This window comes from Streptomyces seoulensis (genome assembly GCF_022846655.1).
Classification (GTDB): Bacteria; Actinomycetota; Actinomycetes; order Streptomycetales; family Streptomycetaceae; genus Streptomyces.
On the sequence record NZ_AP025667.1, the window covers coordinates 3,034,765 to 3,051,254 of the forward strand.

Here is a 16,490-nt window from a genome sequence, read left to right on the forward strand (position 1 = left end):
TGCTCACGCGTTTACGCCGCCGCGCCACGGCTACCCGCCCCGTGTGACACCTCCGCCCCCATCGCGAGAGCAGCTCTACCAGTTTCTGGAGGACCGGTTCGCCTGCGCCCAGGCATGCTCCGACTGCGCGCGGGCCTGCGCCGTGCGCGCCAGCCTCGTCGGCTCCTACGGCACCGCCGGACAGGAGCGCGCCCGCAGGCTCGGCATCATGTGCGCCGAGGTCTGCGACTCGACCTGCCGCGCGCTGTCCGAAGAGGGCCGCGCGGACGGCGAGGGCACCGAGGACGAGATCAGGCTCCAGTTGGAGTGGTGCCGCTCGCTGTGCGTCGAGGCCGCCGAGGCGTTCGAGGGCCAGCCCGGTGCCGAGAACGCCGCCACGGCCTGCCGTACCTGCGCGCAGGCGTGCGTGGACTTCATGGCGGCCCTCGCCTGACCCCGCGCCCCGTGCCGCGCGGACCTTCGGGTCCGGCGGCCTCGGCCCGAGGCGGGCCGGGTACTGGCTGAACAGGGGCTCGCTGCTCCAGTATCTCTACTCCGACGCACCGGTGCGCTCACCGACGCCCTTTTCCAGGAGCAGAGTTGTTCCCCACCTTCCCGTCCCGCCTCCGCCGCACCGCGCTCGTGGCGGCCCTCGTGCTGCCCGCCGCCCTGCTCGGCGGGTGTTCCCTCGTCCGCGGCGGCGGGAGCTGCGAGGATTCCGGGGCCGCGCGCAAGGACCTCGCCGCCCAGCCGGTGCTGTCCTCGCACCCCGCCGGTGCCGTCGCCCCCGCCAACTACCGCGGCGCGGGCGTCTCCACCGGCTGCGACGACGACAGCCCCGGCACGGCCTGGCTCCACGCGGACCGCGTCTACGCCTTCACCGGCACCCGCGAGGAGGTCGTCGACCACTACGCCCGCACCGCCGCCGCACAGGGCTGGCGCAGCGACCCCGCCGCCCGCGCCGACGCCGCCTGCTGGACCCGCACCGCCGACGGCCGTCACCTGGTCCTCGTCGTCGACTTCCAGCTCGGCGCCTGGTCACCCGCCCCGGACCCCGGTCAGGGCATCGCCTACGAGGTGACCGTCGGCGCCAACGCCGAAGGCAGCGCGCAGGACGCGGGCTGCGCCGACTAGCACGGTGACCGGACAGGTTGCCGGGACAGCGGCCGGTATCGCGCCGGAGCCTGGGCGCACACTCGACCGGCACCGTGCCGCTGGAAGCCAGGCCCTAGCCGCCATGCCGATGCTCGTAGCGCCACACCGCATCCAGCAGCCAGGTGTCCGGCCACTCCGTCCGATCGACCGGACCGATCAGACGGGCACCGTCCACGCAGCGGGGGTCGTCGGCGTCGGCGAGGCCGCTGACGGCCTTGATGCGGACCAGCTGGTCGTCCTCGTCGAGGAACCCGGCCAGGATGTCGGCGCAGGCGAGGCCGCGGCCTTCGAACGCGTAGAGGTGCTCGCACACGATCGCGCGGACACGGGCGTCGGCGTCGCGGGCCAGCGCGGCGAGCACCTCCCACGCCTCGGGGTGGGTGAAGGCGTAGCGCGTCCTGCGCAGCGCCCCCGGCACCTGCGTGCGCACCCGCGGGTCGGGGTGCGTGCGGTGGGCCAGCACCACTTCCTCGATCCTCGGGTCGTCGAGTTCACTCAGCCCCTTCAGTACCGACGCGAGCACCGTCGGGTCCGTCTCCTCGAGGGCCCACGGCAGGAGGACATCCAGCGCCCGCCGCTCGAACCGGTACTCCTCACACCTGGGCGGACCGTCGAGGAGGACGAAATGCCACACGAGATCCGCGGCGAACAGTCGGCGCAGGGGGTCGGGGTCCGAACGCAGGGACAGGGCCGCTTCCCACGTCTCGTCGTCCAGCCGGTGGCCGAGCACGGCGGTCGTCTCCAACCAGTCGGCGTGGGTCCCGTCGGCGCGGGCCAGTGCCCGGGCGAGCAGCTCCTCGAACGGCCGGCGCACCCCGAACTCCGCCTCCAGGCAGGTGAGCACGGCGGAGTGACCGTCGTACACGCTCTCCCCGCCGAGTGTGATCATGTCGTACTCGTTGGCGGGGTACCGGTCCATGATCCGCCGGCGACCGGCCGGGCCGGTGGCGCCGGTCACGCGGCCGAGACCCGCCTCCGCGCCGGTCTCCGACCAGCGACGCGCACAGGCCAGGAGGGCCTCCTGGTCCTCCTGCGTGAGCCGGTCCGCCGCTCCCACGAGCATGGCGCCGGTGAGGTCGGCGTCGCCGGAGGCGACGGCCCGCAGCAGCGGTGTGGTCCCGTCGGGCAGCGGCCGGAGCGGATCGGCGTCCGCGTCCAGCAGGGCTTGCGCGACGTAGCCGTCGAACGCGCCGACGGCGAGGCACAGCACAGGAGTGCCCTCGTCGTCCGCCGACTCCGGGTCGGCGCCCGCCCACAGCAGCTCCCGCACACGCTGCGCACGGCCCGCGCGCACCGCCTCGACCAGATGGTCTTCCGCCCCCGGCATTGCCCCGCTCCCCGCTGCCTGATCAGCCCCGTGGGACAGGGTAGTCGGCAGTGTCGATCAGGCGGAGGGCAGGCGCTCGGAGTCGTCGGCCCGGCGAACGTTCCCGGCCTGGAGCGTCAGTCCCCGCGCACCCCTACCCGGCGAAGATCAACCGTGCTACCAAGAACCATGCCTGCACACGAGGGAACCCGGACGTACGACGCCGTCATCGTCGGCGGGGGACACAACGGCCTGGTCGCGGCCGCCTACCTGGCCCGCGCCGGCCGCTCGGTCCTGCTGCTGGAGCGGCTCGGTCGCACCGGCGGGGCCGCCGTCTCCAGCCGGCCGTTCGCCGGGGTCGACGCCAGGCTGTCGCGCTACTCCTACCTCGTCAGCCTGCTGCCGGACAAGATCGTCCGCGACCTCGGGCTGGACTTCCGGGTGCAGGGCCGCACCATCTCCTCGTACACCCCCGTCGAGCGCGGCGGCCGGGCCACCGGGCTGCTCGTCGGGGGCGGCGAGGGGCGCACCCGGCGTGCCTTCGCCGAACTGACCGGCGGTGACAGCGAGTTCGCCTCCTGGCAGCGTTTCTACGACATGACCGGCGAGGTCGCCCGGCGGGTCTTCCCCACCCTCACCGAACCGCTGCCCACCCGCGCCGAACTGCGCGCCCGGGTCGCCGACGAGGACGCCTGGCGGGCCCTGTTCGAGGAACCGATCGGAGTCGCCGTCGAGGAGAACTTCCGCGACGACCTGGTGCGCGGCGTCGTCCTCACCGACGCGCTCATCGGCACCTTCGCCGACGCCCACGACCCCTCCCTCGCCCAGAACCGCTGCTTCCTCTACCACGTCATCGGCGGCGGCACCGGCGCCTGGGACGTACCCGTCGGCGGCATGGGCGCCCTCACCGACGCCCTCGCCGGGGCGGCCCGCGCGGCCGGCGCCGAGATCGCCACCGGGCACGAGGCGGTCCGTATCGACACCGACGGCCGCTCCGCCGAGGTCACCTACCGCACCGCCGACGGCGAAGGCGTCGCCGCCGCCCGCCACGTCCTGGTCAACGCCTCCCCGCGCGAACTGGCGGCCCTCACCGGCGACATCGCCCCCGAACCCGCCGAGGGCGCCCAGCTCAAGGTGAACATGCTGCTCAAGCGGCTACCCAGGCTCAAGGACAGCTCCGTCGACCCCCGTGAGGCGTTCGCCGGGACCTTCCACATCGCCGAGGGCTACCAGCAGCTCGCCACCGCCCACGCCCAGGCGGCCGCCGGTGAACTCCCCGCCGCCCCGCCCTCGGAGATCTACTGCCACTCCCTGACCGACCCCACCATCCTCGGCCCCGACCTCGCCGCACGCGGCTACCAGACCCTCACCCTCTTCGGCCTGCACACCCCCGCCCGCCTCTTCGCCCGGGACAACGACGCCGTACGCGAGGAACTGCTGAAGTCCACCCTCGCCCAGCTCGACGCCCACCTCGCCGAACCCCTCGCGGACTGCCTGGCCACCGACGCCGACGGCCGCCCCTGCATCGAGGCCAAGACCCCGCTCGACCTCGACCGCGACCTCGGCCTGCCCGGCGGCAACATCTTCCACCGGGCCCTCACCTGGCCCTACGCCCAGGACGGCACCGGCCGCTGGGGCGTGGAGACCCGGCACGCCAACGTCCTGCTCTGTGGCGCGGGCGCGGTGCGCGGCGGCGGGGTGAGCGGGGTTCCCGGGCACAACGCGGCGATGGCCGTGCTGGGGGAGTGACAGCGGCCGAGGATCTTGACCTGCGGGTCCGCCGGCCCGAGGATCGGCTGTCATGACACAGGGACACGGCAGCACCGTCGACGGGGTGCTGCGGCGCAGCGCCCGCCGCACCCCGGCCCGCGTGGCGCTGAAGTACGGCGAACGCGTCTGGACCTACGCGGAACTGGACGACGCCGTCTCCCGTGCCGCCGCCCTGCTGCTGGCCCAAGGGCTCGACCCGGGCGACCGGGTGGCCGCCTACGGCCACAACTCCGACGCCTACCTCATCGCCTTCCTCGGCTGTGCCCGCGCGGGCCTGGTCCACGTCCCCGTCAACCAGAACCTGACCGGCGCCGACCTCGGCTACCTGCTCGACCAGTCCGGCAGTGCCCTCACCCTGACCGACCCCGCCCTCGCCGACCGGCTCCCGGCCGGCACCCGCACCCTCCCGCTGCGCGACGCGGACGACTCCCTGCTCGCCCGCCTGGCCGGCACCCCGCCGTACACCGGGCCGGAGCCGCGCACCGAGGACCTGGTGCAACTGCTCTACACCTCCGGCACCACCGCGCTGCCCAAGGGCGCGATGATGACCCACCGGGCGCTGGTCCACGAGTACCTCAGCGCGATCACCGCCCTCGACCTGAGCGCGGGCGACCTGCCCGTGCACGCGCTGCCGCTCTACCACTCGGCGCAGATGCACGTCTTCCTGCTGCCCTACCTCGCCGTCGGCGCGACCAGCACGATCCTCGACGCCCCCGACGGCGACCGCCTCCTGGACCTGATCGAGACGGGACGCTGCGACAGCCTGTTCGCCCCGCCCACCGTGTGGATCGCGCTCGCCGGCCGCCCCGACTTCGCCGACCGCGACCTGAGCGGCCTGCGCAAGGCGTACTACGGCGCGTCGGTCATGCCGGTGCCCGTGCTGGAGCGGCTGCGCGAACGCCTGCCGAAGCTCGCCTTCTACAACTGCTTCGGACAGAGCGAGATCGGCCCGCTCGCCACCGTCCTCGCCCCGAACGAGCACAAGGGCCGCCTCGACTCCTGCGGCCGGACCGTGCTGTTCGTGGACGCCCGCGTGGTCGACGAGGAGGGGCGGGACGTGCCGGACGGCACCCCCGGCGAGATCGTCTACCGCTCGCCCCAGTTGTGCGAGGGCTACTGGGACAAGCCCGACGAGACCGCCGCCGCCTTCCGCGACGGCTGGTTCCGCTCCGGCGACCTCGCGGTCCGGGACGCCGACGGATACTTCCGAATCGTCGACCGGGTGAAGGACGTCATCAACTCCGGCGGCGTGCTGGTCGCCTCCCGCCAGGTCGAGGACGCCCTCTACACCCACGAGGCGGTCGCCGAGGCCGCCGTGATCGGGCTGCCCGACGAGCGCTGGATCGAGGCCGTCACCGCGGTCGTCGTCCCCCGGGGCGACGTCACCGAGGAGGCCCTCATCGCCCATGTCCGCGAGGAGCTGCCCGCCTTCAAGGCGCCCAAGCGCGTCCACTTCGTCGCCGAACTCCCGCGCAACGCCAGCGGCAAGATCCTCAAGCGGGAGCTGCGCGACCGGCTCGGCTAGCGCGGGCGCAGGTCCACGATGCGGCGGATCTTGCCCACCGAGCGCTCCAGCGACTCCGGCTCCACGATCTCCACGGACACCGACACCCCGATGCCGTCCTTCGCCGCCGCCGCGATCGACCGGGCCGCCGTCTCCCGCACCTCCGGCGTGGCACCGGGACGCGCCTCCGCCCGCACGGTGAGCGCGTCCATGCGCCCCTCCCGCGTCAGCCGGAGCTGGAAGTGCGGCGCCACACCGGGGGTGCGCAGCACGATCTCCTCGATCTGGGTCGGGAACAGGTTGACCCCGCGCAGGATCACCATGTCGTCGCTGCGCCCGGTGATCTTCTCCATCCGCCGGAACACCCGCGCCGTCCCCGGCAGCAGCCGGGTCAGGTCCCGCGTCCGGTAGCGGACGATCGGCATGGCCTCCTTGGTGAGCGAGGTGAACACCAACTCGCCCCGCTCGCCCTCCGGCAGCACCTCACCGGTGATCGGGTCCACCACCTCCGGGTAGAAGTGGTCCTCCCACACGTGCAGACCGTCCTTGGTCTCCACGCACTCCTGCGCCACCCCCGGACCGATCACCTCCGACAGCCCGTAGATGTCCACGGCGTCGATGGCGAACCGCTCCTCGATCTCCCGCCGCATGCTCTCCGTCCACGGCTCGGCCCCGAACACCCCCACCCGGAGCGAGGTGGAGCGCGGGTCCACCCCCTGCCGCTCGAACTCGTCCAGCAGCGTCAGCATGTACGAGGGCGTGACCATGATGACGCCGGGCCCGAGATCCTGGATCAGCCGCACCTGCCGGGACGTCATGCCGCCGGAGGCGGGCACCACCGTGCAGCCCAGCCGCTCGGCACCGTAGTGCGCGCCCAGTCCTCCGGTGAACAGGCCATAGCCGTACGCCACATGGACGATGTCACCAGGTCGCCCGCCCGCGGCACGGATCGAGCGGGCCACCATGTCCGCCCACACCGAAAGGTCGTTGTCGGTGTAGCCGACCACCGTGGGCAGCCCCGTCGTCCCACTGGAGGCGTGCAGCCGCCGCACCCGCTCCCTGGGCACCGCGAACATCCCGTACGGGTAGTTCGCCCGCAGGTCCGCCTTGGTGGTGAACGGGAAGTGCGCGAGGTCGGCGAGCGACCGGCAGTCCTCGGGGCGCACCCCTGCCTTGTCGAAGGACTCCCGGTAGAACGGCACATGGGCGTAGGCGTGCCCCAGTGAGGCGCGCAGCCGCTCCAACTGGAGCGCACGCAGTTCCTCGGGCCCGAGCCGCTCGCCCGCGTCCAGCAGGTCCGTCTCATCCGCCATCGGGACTTCCCCTCGCACGCGACACGCAATACGGACGACCGATCATTCGGTCGATCTTGCCGAGGCCAGTAATTCAGGCCATCGGGCCCCGGGCAAGAGGCAGGCCGGGATTTTTCCGCGCGCGGCCCGGCGCCCGCGTACACCCACCCGCCCCAAGGTCCCCCTCACGTGGCCTGTGCGCCGTCCTGGCCGGTCGCTAGGCTGAGCCGCGGACGACGTAATGGGAGGAGCACGGACGTGGCCGAGAGCACCATCCAGCAGCAGTCGCTCACGGGCTGGGACAAGCCGGACCTGGACCTCAGCGGGGCCCAGTGGCAGTCCAGCAGCAGGGGTCTGGGCGACGTCCAGATCGCCTTCGTCGAGGGCTTCATCGCCATGCGCAACAGCCGCCGCCCCGAGAGCCCCTCCCTGATCTTCACCCCCGCCGAATGGGGCGCCTTCGTCTCCGGGGCCCGCGAGGGCGAGTTCGACCTCACCTGATCCGCCCGGCGCCCTGTGGCCGGAGCCGACCGGGGGTGTTCCGGCCGCAATCGCCGGACACGCGCCCCGCGGCGCCTCGCCGGGAGGGCCGCCTGAGCGAGGCTGGCCCCGACAAGAGGCCCGCCCCGGCACGGGGGCATCTTCCGGAGGTGAGGAACGATGAGCGCTGCGCCGGTCATCGCCGCGGTCGACGGTTCCGAGGACAGCCTGCGCGCCCTGGACTGGGCCCTTCAGGCCGCCCGCCGCCGTGTCGCACCGCTGCGCGTCATGCATGTGCGCCAGTACGCGGCCTGGGGCGAGGCCGACATCATCGTCGCCGACCCGCCCGACGAGAGCGGCGACCCCGTCCTCGACGAGGTGCGCGCCAGGCTCGCGGAGCGCACCGACCTGCCCACCGTGGAGTACGTCGCCGTCGAGGGCGTACCCGGCGCTGTCCTGCCCGAACTCGGCGCCGACGCCCAACTGCTGGTCCTCGGATCACGCGGCCGGGGCGGCTTCGCCAGCCTGCTCCTCGGCTCGAACTCCCTCGCCGCCGCCCGTGACGCCTCCTGCCCGGTGGTCGTCGTCCCCCGGCCCGGCCGCGAGGTGCACGCCGAACCACCGGAGCGGCCCGGCCCCCGGGTCGTCGTCGGGCTGCACGTCGACAGCCCCGACGACGGCGTCCTCGGCTTCGCCTTCGCCGAGGCGGCACTGCTCGGCGCCCGCCTCCAGGTGATCGCCGCCTACCCCTGGCCCGTCCAGACCTGGTCCGCCCCCGGCCAGCTCGTCCCGCCGCCCATCGACCAGATCGCCGTCGAGAGCGAGACCCGCGTCCTCGCCGAAGGCTTCCTCGACCCGCTGCGCGCCCAGTTCCCCGACGTCGAGGCGGAGGCCGAGGCGCTGCCGGGCGACGCCGCCGGGCATCTCGTCGCCCTCTCGGCGGGCGCCGATCTCGTCGTCGTCGGCCGCCACCGGCGCCGGCTGCTCGTGCCCGCGCGCATGCTGGGCTCGGTCACCCAGGCGGTCCTGCTGCACGCGGCGAGCCCCGTCGCCGTGATCCCCGCCGCCCCGGCCGAGGAATGACCCCGTGCGGGCCATGCCGAGGGGGCTCCCGCACGCCGCCGTGCCGGTCCGGGCACGTACCATTGGCCGCATGTCGTTCCTCCGCCGCCGCAGCGCCACTCCCGCCGGACCAGACTTCGACGTGCTGGCCATGGACCCCGGCGACTGGCCCGGCAACCTCGGCGCGGGCCTGCTGCCCGCCCCCGACGGCACGTGCCAGGGCGTCTTCCTGCGCTACGACCTGTTCGGCGGCCGCGGCCCGGCCATGATCATCGGCAACCTCCCCGAGGGCTCCCCGGCCCGCGAGACCGCCGAGGGCGAGATCCCCTTCGAGGTCGCCCAGTTGCTGCTTGCGCTGGACAACGACGAGGAGGTCACCGTCGTCGGCTCCGAGGACACCCCCGTCCTCCAGGGCGACAACCTGCTGATCGTGCGTCGCCTCAAGCTCTCCGAGGGCCGGATCTCCTGCGTGCAGTTCGACCGCAGCGACGGCGTCCTGGTGACCATCGCCGCCTGGGACCGCCCCATCACCGACGACCTCTACGCCCTGCTGAAGCCGCTCCCGGCGGAGCTTTTCCAGCAGGGCTGAGGCGGGCCGCTAGCGGCGGACGGCCGACAGGTCCACGTCCGCCGCGCGGACGAACCCGACCCGGTGGCCGTACTGGATCTCGTAGTACAGGTCCTTGCCGGCGATCACCTGGTGCGAGTCCTCGGTGAAGGTGACGGCGTAGTAGTACTCGCCCGGCATCCGGTCGCCGACCACGTACTTCTGCCCGGCCGGGATCGTGTACGGCAGCGGCACCACCGACTGCGCCGGTACGCCCGCCGGGTACGCCTCCTTCTCCGGGTAGGCGCGGCCGTACACCGGGACGCTCGCCAGGCCCGCCTTCGGGGTGATCGTGGCCCCGGACGCGGAGACCGCCGTGGGCTCGCGGTGCGGGTTGCGGAACCACGCCTTCTGGCCCAGGTACCAGATCGCCGTCCAGTCGCCCCAGCGTCCGGCGACCGCGTACTGCTGACCGGTGGAGACCCGCGAGGACAGGTCGTTGACCCCGTCGGTCGGCACGGTGCCCAGGCCGATGTCCTTGATCAGCGGCGCGTTCACGTCGTGGTCGGAGTACAGCCGCACCTCACCGGAACCGTGCGCGGGGCAGGGCTCGCCCTTCGTCGTGCAGCCCGTGTACACCGGCTGGTTGGCGGCGTAGTCCGGCAGGATCGTCACCAGTGACGAACGGCTGGTGCCCGTGCGCTCGAAGGGGCGGCCGAGCAGCTCGAAGTAGTGCCGCCAGTCCCAGTACGGGCCGGGGTCGGTGTGCATACCGGGAACGGTGGATGCCGTCGGACCGGGCACGTTCTCATGGCCCAGGATGTGCTGCCGGTCCAGCGGCACCCCGTAGGCGCGGGACAGGTACTTCACCAGCCGGGCCGAGGAGCGGTACATCGCCTCCGTGTACCAGGCGTCCGGATCGGTGAGGAAGCCCTCGTGCTCGATGCCCACGGAGCGGGCGTTCACATCCCAGTTCCCCGCGTGCCAGGCGACGTCCTTCGCCTTCACATGCTGGGCGATCAACCCGTCGGTCGAGCGGATCGTGTAGTTCCAGGACACATAGGTCGGGTCCTGGATCAGGTTCATCACCCCGTCCCAGCCGCCCTCGGTGTCATGGATGACGATGTACCTGACACGCTCGGCCGCCGGGCGGACGCCCAGGTCGTGGTTGCCGTAGTCGTTGTCCCCGAACTCCTCGTACGGCGCCGGGACCGACACGCACGACACCGACCTCGGGCACTCGACGTCGCCCGCCCGTGGCGCGCGCAGCCCGGTCCGCTTCAACTGGGCCGTGTCGGCGCGCAGTCGGGGGCTCGCCGCCAGCTCGACCCGCTGGCCGGCGTCGGTGGTGCGGCGCTCGCCGGTGCGCAGCACCTCGTACACGTCGTCCGCGTACGCGGCGGCCGTCGCCGTGTCGTCGGCGGCGGAGAACTCGGCCACCGCGCCGTACCAGCCGGACGGGTCGGCGCTGAGCGGCTCGCCCAGCTCCCGTTGTGCGGAGGCCAGCAGCGCGGCGCCGCCGGCGATGTTGGCGGCCGGATCGGTGCGCAGCCGGGTGGCCGGGAGGCCGGTCAGCTCCGCCGCGCGGCGCAGCGTGGTCAGCCGGGCGGGCAGCTCCGCCGGGGCGGGCGCCTTGGCGTCGGGGTGCAGGGCGGCGCGGGCGCTGTCGCCGCGGGCGTCCTCGGTCCCCTCCGCGTGGTGCTCGGTCGCGGTCAGCGCGGTGCGGGCGTCGGTGAGGTGCATCGGGCCGTAGCCGCCACTGACGCTGGGCGCCCCGGCGTGTGCGTCCCAGCGGGATTGGAGGTAGGAGACGGCCAGCAGCACGTTCCGGGGCACGTGGTACTGGGCCGCCGCGCTGTCGAAGGCGCGCTGGAGCTGGTCGGCCTGGGGAGCGGTGGGCGCGGCCGGTGCGGCGCCGAGCAGCGGCAGCACCAGGGCGGCCGAGACGAGCGTTCCGGCGGTCCGCTTCAGGCGTCTGACGCCGGGTACGGACGACGGGGCGGGGGCGAATCCTCGCAATGCGGCCTCCTGTGACGGGCGGGGCGTGGCGGGACGGGCGGCGCCGGGCTGGGTCAGTGGTACCGGCTTGTCGACGATCCGTCAATGATGCCCTCGGGAAGGCGATTTCCCACGTCACAAAGGGTTTCGGGCGAGTTTCGCGCTGATGGGGCGCGGGCCTGCGGGGCGTCAGTGGCGTATACCAGTGACCCCCCGCCCCGCAGGCCCGGAACCGCGGTGCGCCGCCGCTCGGGCGCACCGCGGTGTTCTGGTGGCGAGCGCAGTCAGCGGGTGCCGACCGCCGCGCGTACGGCCCGTCGTGCCATGTGGCAGTCGTCGTGCAGCCTGCGCAGCAGCAGCCGCTGCTCCTCACCGGAGGGCGTCACGCCCGAGGGGACCGGGGCCGGGGGAGCGCCGTGCATCGAGCGCTGTACGGCCGTCTCGTAGGTCCGGATCTCGCGGGTCAGCACCAGCATCAGGTTCACCAGGAAGGCGTCACGTGAGGCCGGGCCTCCCGACTGGGCGAGCTGGCTGATCTGACGGCGCGCGTCCGGGGCGTCCCCGAGGACCAGCCACAGGGTGGCCAGGTCGTACCCCGGCAGGTACCAGCCGGCGTGCTCCCAGTCGACCAGCACCGGACCGGTCGGCGACATCAGGATGTTGGAGAGCAGCGCGTCGCCGTGGCAGAACTGGCCCCTGCCCTGGCGGCCCGACGAGTGGGCGATGCCGTGCAGCAGCTTCTGGAGGTCGCCCAGGTCGCGGTCGGTGAGCAGTCCCAGCTCGTGGTAGCGGGAGATGTGGGCCGCGTAGTCCAGCGGGGCGTCGAAGGTGCCGGCCGGGGGCCGCCAGGCGTTCAGCCGGCAGATCGCGCCGAGCGCGGCCCGGATGTCCGCGCGCGGCGGAGCCTCCAAGGGGTGCCGCCGGTGAGAGGCGACCCGGCCGGGCATCCGCTCGATCACCAGCGCGCAGTTGTCCGGGTCGGCCGCGATCAGCCGCGGCACGCGCACCGGCGGACGGTGCCGGACGAAGGAGCGGTAGGCAGCTATTTCGTGCCGGACGCGTTCCGCCGAGGCGGGGGTGTGGTCCAGCAGGCATTTGGCGACCGCCGTGCTGCGTCCTGTCGTACCGACGAAGGTGACGGTCCGTCCGCCGCGGCGGAGCACCTGCACCGGGGCGAACTCCGGGCAGATCCGCTGGACGGAGGCGATGGCGGTGCGGAGCTGGGCCCCCTGGGGGCCGGACAGGTCCAGCCTGCCGCTGAGCGGCTGGGAACCGGGCTGCCCCGGAATTCGTGGTGCCCGGCCCACTCCCAGGAGGGGTGCTCCGGGTCGCGCCGCCGGGTCCAGATACGGTCCGCCGCCCACGGGGCGGGGACGTGGTGGCCGGGGCGGGGCGGACACGGAGGACGATGCTGCGTACATGGGAGATACAGATCCCTTCGTGTGCCTGCTGTGCCTGCCTGTGCGTCGCTTGCGCTGAAGCTGTCGTGAAGTCCTGTACGAACCTGTACGAAGAGGCTTCTGACGGGCTTTTCGCGCCCACCCGTCCCGGTCCTCCCTGGCGCACCCTGGGGAATGTCCCTGGGCGGCCGGGCCGGGGTGGCGCTTTCCTACCTGACACCCGGTGTCCACTGGCACACCATCTGGCGCACCCTGGCGAACCCTGGCGAATAGTCGCCCGGCAACTTGCACGGGGCTACTGTCAACTCAGCCGAGAACCTGGGGGCTTGACGTGAGCGGACAACCCAACTCCCGCTTTGCGGACCTGTTCGGCATGGCCGGCTGGTCCAAGGGCGAACTCGCGCGACTGGTCAACCGGCAGGCGGCGGCCATGGGCCACCCCCAACTGTCGACGGACACCTCGCGGGTACGGCGTTGGATCGACACGGGGGAGATCCCCCGCGATCCGGTGCCGAGGGTGCTGGCGGCTCTGTTCACCGAGCGTCTCGGCCGTGTCGTGACCATGGAGGATCTCGGTCTGGTACGGCACGGGCGTGCGGGTAAACGGCAGGGCGACGGGAAGCGTGACGATCCCGACGGCGTGCTGTGGGCGCCCGAACGAACCGCCGCGGTCCTCACCGAATTCACGGGAATGGACCTCATGCTCAACCGACGCGGCTTGGTGGGCGCGGGTGCCGCGCTCGCCGCGGGAGCCACACTCAGCAGCGCCATGCACGACTGGTTGCACACCGACCCCACGCTCCGGGCCGACGCCCCCGTCCTCGACGATCCCCTGCACGCGGAACCCGCCGGATTCGACCGCTACGAGGCCGCACCCATCGGGTCCCAGGAGGTCGAGGAACTGGAGCGCTCGGTCGAGGTGTTCCGGGCCTGGGACGCCGCCCGTGGCGGCGGCCTCCAGCGCAAGGCGGTCGTGGGCCAGCTCAACGAGGTGGGCGGCATGCTCGCCTACCACCATCCACCCCAGCTCCAGCGGCGCCTGTGGGGCGTCGCCGCCAACCTGGCGGTCCTCGCGGGCTGGATGTCCCACGACGTGGGCCTGGAACCCACGGCGCAGAAGTACTTCGTCATCGCCACGCACGCGGCCCATGAGGGCGGCGACCGCCCCCGCGCCGGGGAGGCGCTGTCGCGGGCGGCCCGCCAGATGGTGCATCTGGGCCGCCCCGACGACGCCATGGACCTGATGAAGCTGGCCCAGTCCGGCGCGGGGGAGGAGCTCCAGCCGAGAACCAAGGCCATGTTCCACACCATCGAGGCATGGGCGCAGGCGGCGATGGGCAAGGGCCAGGCCATGCGCCGTACCCTCGGCCAGGCCGAGGACCTGTTCGTCTCCGATCGCCAGGACGGCCGGCAGCCGGACTGGATGCAGACCTTCAAGGACGAGGATCTGTACGGCATGCAGGCCCTCGCCTACCGCACGCTCGCCGAGCACGACCCGAGCGCGGCCGTGCACGCACAGCACTACGCGCAGAAGGCGCTCGCCCTCAGGGTCGACGGGCGGGAGCGGTCGAAGATCTTCGACCATCTCTCCATGGCCTCGGCCTGCTTCATCGCCGACGATCCCGAACAGGCCGACCGTTACGCCCGGTTGGCGCTGATGGCGATGGGAGCGAACTCCTCCCGCCGCACCTGGGACCGGCTGCGCGAGATGTACCGGCTCACCGCGGAGTACGCGAGCTATCCGAAGGTCGGCGAACTACGGGAGGAGATCAGGCAGGCCCTGCCCAGGCCCCGGAGCAGCCGGGACGGCGGCGCGGCGCCCGCATGACGGGAGCCCGCGCTATCCGGTGACCCTGACGACGAGCACACAGGCGTCGCCGTACCGCCCCGCCTCCAACTCCCCGGCCAGCGACCGCATACACTCCCGCGCGGTACGGGCCGTGCTCAGGCGTGGCCCGAGGGCGAGCAGCCGCTCCACGGCCGACGCGTCCAGCCGGTCGGTGTGCAGCAGGAGCAAGTCGTCCGGCCGCAGGGTGAGTTCGGCCTGGGCATAGGAGGGGTGCGCGCCCGGTGGCCGGTCGTCCGGTGCGGTCAGCCGGCGTCCCGTCCCGCCGCGGAACAGCAGCGGGACGGGGTGCCCGGACCGCGCCCAGGTGAGGGTGCGGTTCTCGGGCTCGTAATGGCAGCAGACCGCGCCGCGCAGGGCGGGGGAGCGGGTGGTGGCGGTCAACTGATCGAGTATGGAGAGCAGTCGGCCGGGACGGGTCCCCGCCAGCGCCATGCCGTGCACGGCGCCGAGCAGCGGTGCGGGGTCGGGCGTACCCACCCCGTCCCGGCCGGTCAGGTCGCCGAGGCTCAGCAGGGCTGTCCCGTCGGGCAGTTCGAGCACGTCGCACCAGTCGCCCCCGGCAGTCGCGGGCGGTGCGCCCTGCAGATGGTGTGCCGCGAGGTCGAGGGTCGGCGGACCCTGGGGGAGGAACGGCCGGGGAGCGGGCGGGTCCGGACGGGCGGGAGTTTCACGCACCGCCCGTCCGTGCAGGCGCAGTTCGCTCACGTCGTGGACCACGGCCCACATGGAGACGGCGCCGCCGTCCGCTCCCAGTACCGGCTCGCCCAGCATGTGCACGGTCCGCACGGAGTCGTCGGGCCGCAGGACGCGGAACTCGCCGTCGATCGGCCTCGCGTCCACCAGACAGCCCGTCACCATAGCGGTGAGCCGGGGCCTGTCCTCCTCGTGGACCAGCGCCGGGAGTTCGTCCAGCGTGAGCGCCGGCACGGCGGGGTCCAGTCCGAGGATGCGGTACAGCTCCACCGACCACTCGGCCTCGTCCGTGAGCAGGCCCCACTCCGCCCGGCCCACCTGGCCGAACGGCACCCCCTCGTGGCTCTCGGCGGGCGCCGGGCCGTCCCGCAGCTGGGCCAGGTGGGCGTCGAGGTCGTCCAGCTGGTGCAGGGCGAGGTCGTACAGGGCGCGCTGCCAGCGTCCCTCGCGGTCCTGGTCCGAACCGTTCCCGCGCGCGTCCCGCCGTACGGCGTCCACGTCGCCCTTCAGCCGCCGCGTCTGCGAGATCAGCGCCTCGACCGGGCCGCGTCCTGGCGGCTGGGCGGCTGGGCGGTCCGCGGAGACTGGGGGCGGCATGACGCACTCCGAGGGGACGGTAGGGCCAGGGGGAACGTGAGGACCGCTACGACTGTGGCACAGCCCGCGATGCCCCGTAAGGGATTTGGCAACACACGATACGGGGGTGCTTCGGGCATATGCCAGAGTCTTCCGGGAGTGGTCCACGCGGTCCCGATGGCTAAGCGTCGCGCCGGTCAAGTCGTACTCGGGATACGGGACTTGGCCCATATATGCAGACTCGGGCGCGACGCCCGGCCGTACGTTCGCCGCTCAGATGTTCCCGTCGTCAGCCGAGGCCGATGGCCTTGTCGGCCTTCGCGCGCGTCGGCTGCCACCACGTCGTCACCGGCTCCCAGACCCGGACGTACCGCCCGGTGCCGAGCTTCGCGGCGGAGAACGTCGCGCCCCACTGCGACGCCGAGGCCCCCACCCCGAGCGACTTGGAGCGCCGCGCCTCCGGGTCGGCCGGGTCGCCGATGGTGCGCACCGCGCCGTAGGCCGTCTTCCCGGCGTCCAGCCGGTAGGTGCCCCGGCCGCCCTCGGGCGTCGGCAGCGCGGCCCCGTCCAGGTCACCGAAGGTGACGGTGGGCACCCGGTCCACGACACAGGCGCGCGAGCCGCCGTTGGTCACCGAGAAGCGGACCACGGTGGTCTCGCCCGGCACGGCCTTCGCCTTGATGGTGAGCGCCTTCGCGGCGCAGCGGGCGGGCGCGGCCTGGTGCCGCTCGGCCGCCTGGCCCGGCTGCGCGGCCAGCAGCAGTGCGGCGGAGGCGGCGAGGACGGGAACGGTGTGGACGGTACGGAAACGCATGGAGGATTCCCCCTGTCACGATCAGGTTCGGTCGGCGGGCTGGGGCCGCGCCTACCCGGTGTGAC

14 protein-coding genes are annotated in these 16,490 nt (G+C 73.2%); 8 read left to right on the forward strand and 6 right to left on the reverse strand.

Annotated elements, in window-relative coordinates; all coding sequences use genetic code 11:
* Positions 1-43 precede the first annotated feature (43 nt).
* Together HEK131_RS14035 and HEK131_RS14040 are read left to right on the forward strand one after the other, a co-directional pair.
* A complete protein-coding gene (locus HEK131_RS14035) occupies positions 44-433 on the forward strand; it encodes a ferredoxin (protein WP_161147521.1) in 390 nt (129 codons plus the stop codon).
* Positions 434-579: 146 nt separating this feature from the next.
* The gene (locus tag HEK131_RS14040; RefSeq protein WP_217464371.1) at positions 580-1,113 is read left to right on the forward strand and encodes a hypothetical protein; all 534 of its coding nucleotides are present in this window, start codon (positions 580-582) and stop codon (positions 1,111-1,113) included.
* A 94-nt stretch (positions 1,114-1,207) separates the two neighbouring features.
* On the opposite strand, the gene HEK131_RS14045 is transcribed toward HEK131_RS14040, so the two are convergent.
* Positions 1,208-2,461, reverse strand: a complete 1,254-nt coding sequence (locus tag HEK131_RS14045; RefSeq protein WP_244335374.1) for a HEAT repeat domain-containing protein — start codon at positions 2,459-2,461, stop codon at positions 1,208-1,210.
* Between the two features lie 168 nt (positions 2,462-2,629).
* On the opposite strand from HEK131_RS14045, the gene HEK131_RS14050 reads away from it, so the two are divergent.
* Complete coding sequence (locus HEK131_RS14050) at positions 2,630-4,189, forward strand: phytoene desaturase family protein (RefSeq protein WP_244335376.1); 1,560 nt, start codon at positions 2,630-2,632, stop codon at positions 4,187-4,189.
* 52 nt (positions 4,190-4,241) lie between these two features.
* Positions 4,242-5,735, forward strand: a complete 1,494-nt coding sequence (locus tag HEK131_RS14055; protein ID WP_244335378.1) for an acyl-CoA synthetase — start codon at positions 4,242-4,244, stop codon at positions 5,733-5,735.
* On the opposite strand, the gene paaK is transcribed toward HEK131_RS14055, so the two are convergent.
* The gene (gene paaK, locus HEK131_RS14060) at positions 5,732-7,027 is read right to left on the reverse strand and encodes a phenylacetate--CoA ligase PaaK (RefSeq protein WP_244335381.1); all 1,296 of its coding nucleotides are present in this window, start codon (positions 7,025-7,027) and stop codon (positions 5,732-5,734) included. The genes HEK131_RS14055 and paaK overlap by 4 nt on opposite strands.
* A gap of 237 nt (positions 7,028-7,264) precedes the next feature.
* On the opposite strand from paaK, the gene HEK131_RS14065 reads away from it, so the two are divergent.
* The 3 genes from HEK131_RS14065 (at position 7,265) to HEK131_RS14075 (ending at position 9,137) form a co-directional block, all read left to right on the forward strand.
* A complete protein-coding gene (locus tag HEK131_RS14065; protein WP_161150257.1) occupies positions 7,265-7,507 on the forward strand; it encodes a DUF397 domain-containing protein in 243 nt (80 codons plus the stop codon).
* 159 nt (positions 7,508-7,666) lie between these two features.
* The gene (locus HEK131_RS14070; protein ID WP_244335383.1) at positions 7,667-8,569 is read left to right on the forward strand and encodes a universal stress protein; all 903 of its coding nucleotides are present in this window, start codon (positions 7,667-7,669) and stop codon (positions 8,567-8,569) included.
* Between the two features lie 70 nt (positions 8,570-8,639).
* A complete protein-coding gene (locus tag HEK131_RS14075; protein WP_217464376.1) occupies positions 8,640-9,137 on the forward strand; it encodes a hypothetical protein in 498 nt (165 codons plus the stop codon).
* Between the two features lie 9 nt (positions 9,138-9,146).
* Here HEK131_RS14075 and HEK131_RS14080 read toward each other — a convergent pair whose 3' ends face one another.
* Positions 9,147-11,114, reverse strand: a complete 1,968-nt coding sequence (locus tag HEK131_RS14080; protein ID WP_244335385.1) for an N-acetylmuramoyl-L-alanine amidase — start codon at positions 11,112-11,114, stop codon at positions 9,147-9,149.
* Between the two features lie 263 nt (positions 11,115-11,377).
* A complete protein-coding gene (locus tag HEK131_RS14085; protein WP_244335387.1) occupies positions 11,378-12,514 on the reverse strand; it encodes an aminoglycoside phosphotransferase family protein in 1,137 nt (378 codons plus the stop codon).
* Positions 12,515-12,824: 310 nt separating this feature from the next.
* On the opposite strand from HEK131_RS14085, the gene HEK131_RS14090 reads away from it, so the two are divergent.
* Positions 12,825-14,321: a DNA-binding protein NsdB gene (locus HEK131_RS14090; RefSeq protein WP_244335389.1), complete on the forward strand. Its 1,497-nt coding sequence runs from the start codon at positions 12,825-12,827 to the stop codon at positions 14,319-14,321.
* 12 nt (positions 14,322-14,333) lie between these two features.
* Here the strand turns inward: HEK131_RS14090 and HEK131_RS14095 are convergent, their stop codons facing one another.
* Both HEK131_RS14095 and HEK131_RS14100 read right to left on the reverse strand, forming a co-directional pair.
* Positions 14,334-15,632, reverse strand: coding sequence for a PP2C family protein-serine/threonine phosphatase (locus HEK131_RS14095; protein ID WP_244335392.1), 1,299 nt, complete (start codon positions 15,630-15,632; stop codon positions 14,334-14,336).
* Positions 15,633-15,900: 268 nt separating this feature from the next.
* Positions 15,901-16,425 carry a DUF4232 domain-containing protein gene (locus HEK131_RS14100; RefSeq protein WP_244335394.1) on the reverse strand — a complete coding sequence of 175 codons (525 nt, stop codon included), beginning with the start codon at positions 16,423-16,425 and terminating at the stop codon, positions 15,901-15,903.
* Positions 16,426-16,490 lie beyond the last annotated feature (65 nt).

Excerpts from the sequence above, each read along its gene's own strand:
- HEK131_RS14055 (WP_244335378.1), top strand. The coding sequence starts at position 4,242 with ATGACACAGGGACACGGCAGCACCGTCGACGGGGTGCTGCGGCGCAGC.
- HEK131_RS14070 (WP_244335383.1), top strand. The coding sequence starts at position 7,667 with ATGAGCGCTGCGCCGGTCATCGCCGCGGTCGACGGTTCCGAGGACAGC.
- HEK131_RS14095 (WP_244335392.1), bottom strand. The coding sequence starts at position 15,632 with ATGCCGCCCCCAGTCTCCGCGGACCGCCCAGCCGCCCAGCCGCCAGGA.
- HEK131_RS14050 (WP_244335376.1), top strand. The coding sequence starts at position 2,630 with ATGCCTGCACACGAGGGAACCCGGACGTACGACGCCGTCATCGTCGGC.
- HEK131_RS14100 (WP_244335394.1), bottom strand. The coding sequence starts at position 16,425 with ATGCGTTTCCGTACCGTCCACACCGTTCCCGTCCTCGCCGCCTCCGCC.
- HEK131_RS14045 (WP_244335374.1), bottom strand. The coding sequence starts at position 2,461 with ATGCCGGGGGCGGAAGACCATCTGGTCGAGGCGGTGCGCGCGGGCCGT.
- HEK131_RS14075 (WP_217464376.1), top strand. The coding sequence starts at position 8,640 with ATGTCGTTCCTCCGCCGCCGCAGCGCCACTCCCGCCGGACCAGACTTC.
- paaK (WP_244335381.1), bottom strand. The coding sequence starts at position 7,027 with ATGGCGGATGAGACGGACCTGCTGGACGCGGGCGAGCGGCTCGGGCCC.
- HEK131_RS14085 (WP_244335387.1), bottom strand. The coding sequence starts at position 12,514 with ATGTACGCAGCATCGTCCTCCGTGTCCGCCCCGCCCCGGCCACCACGT.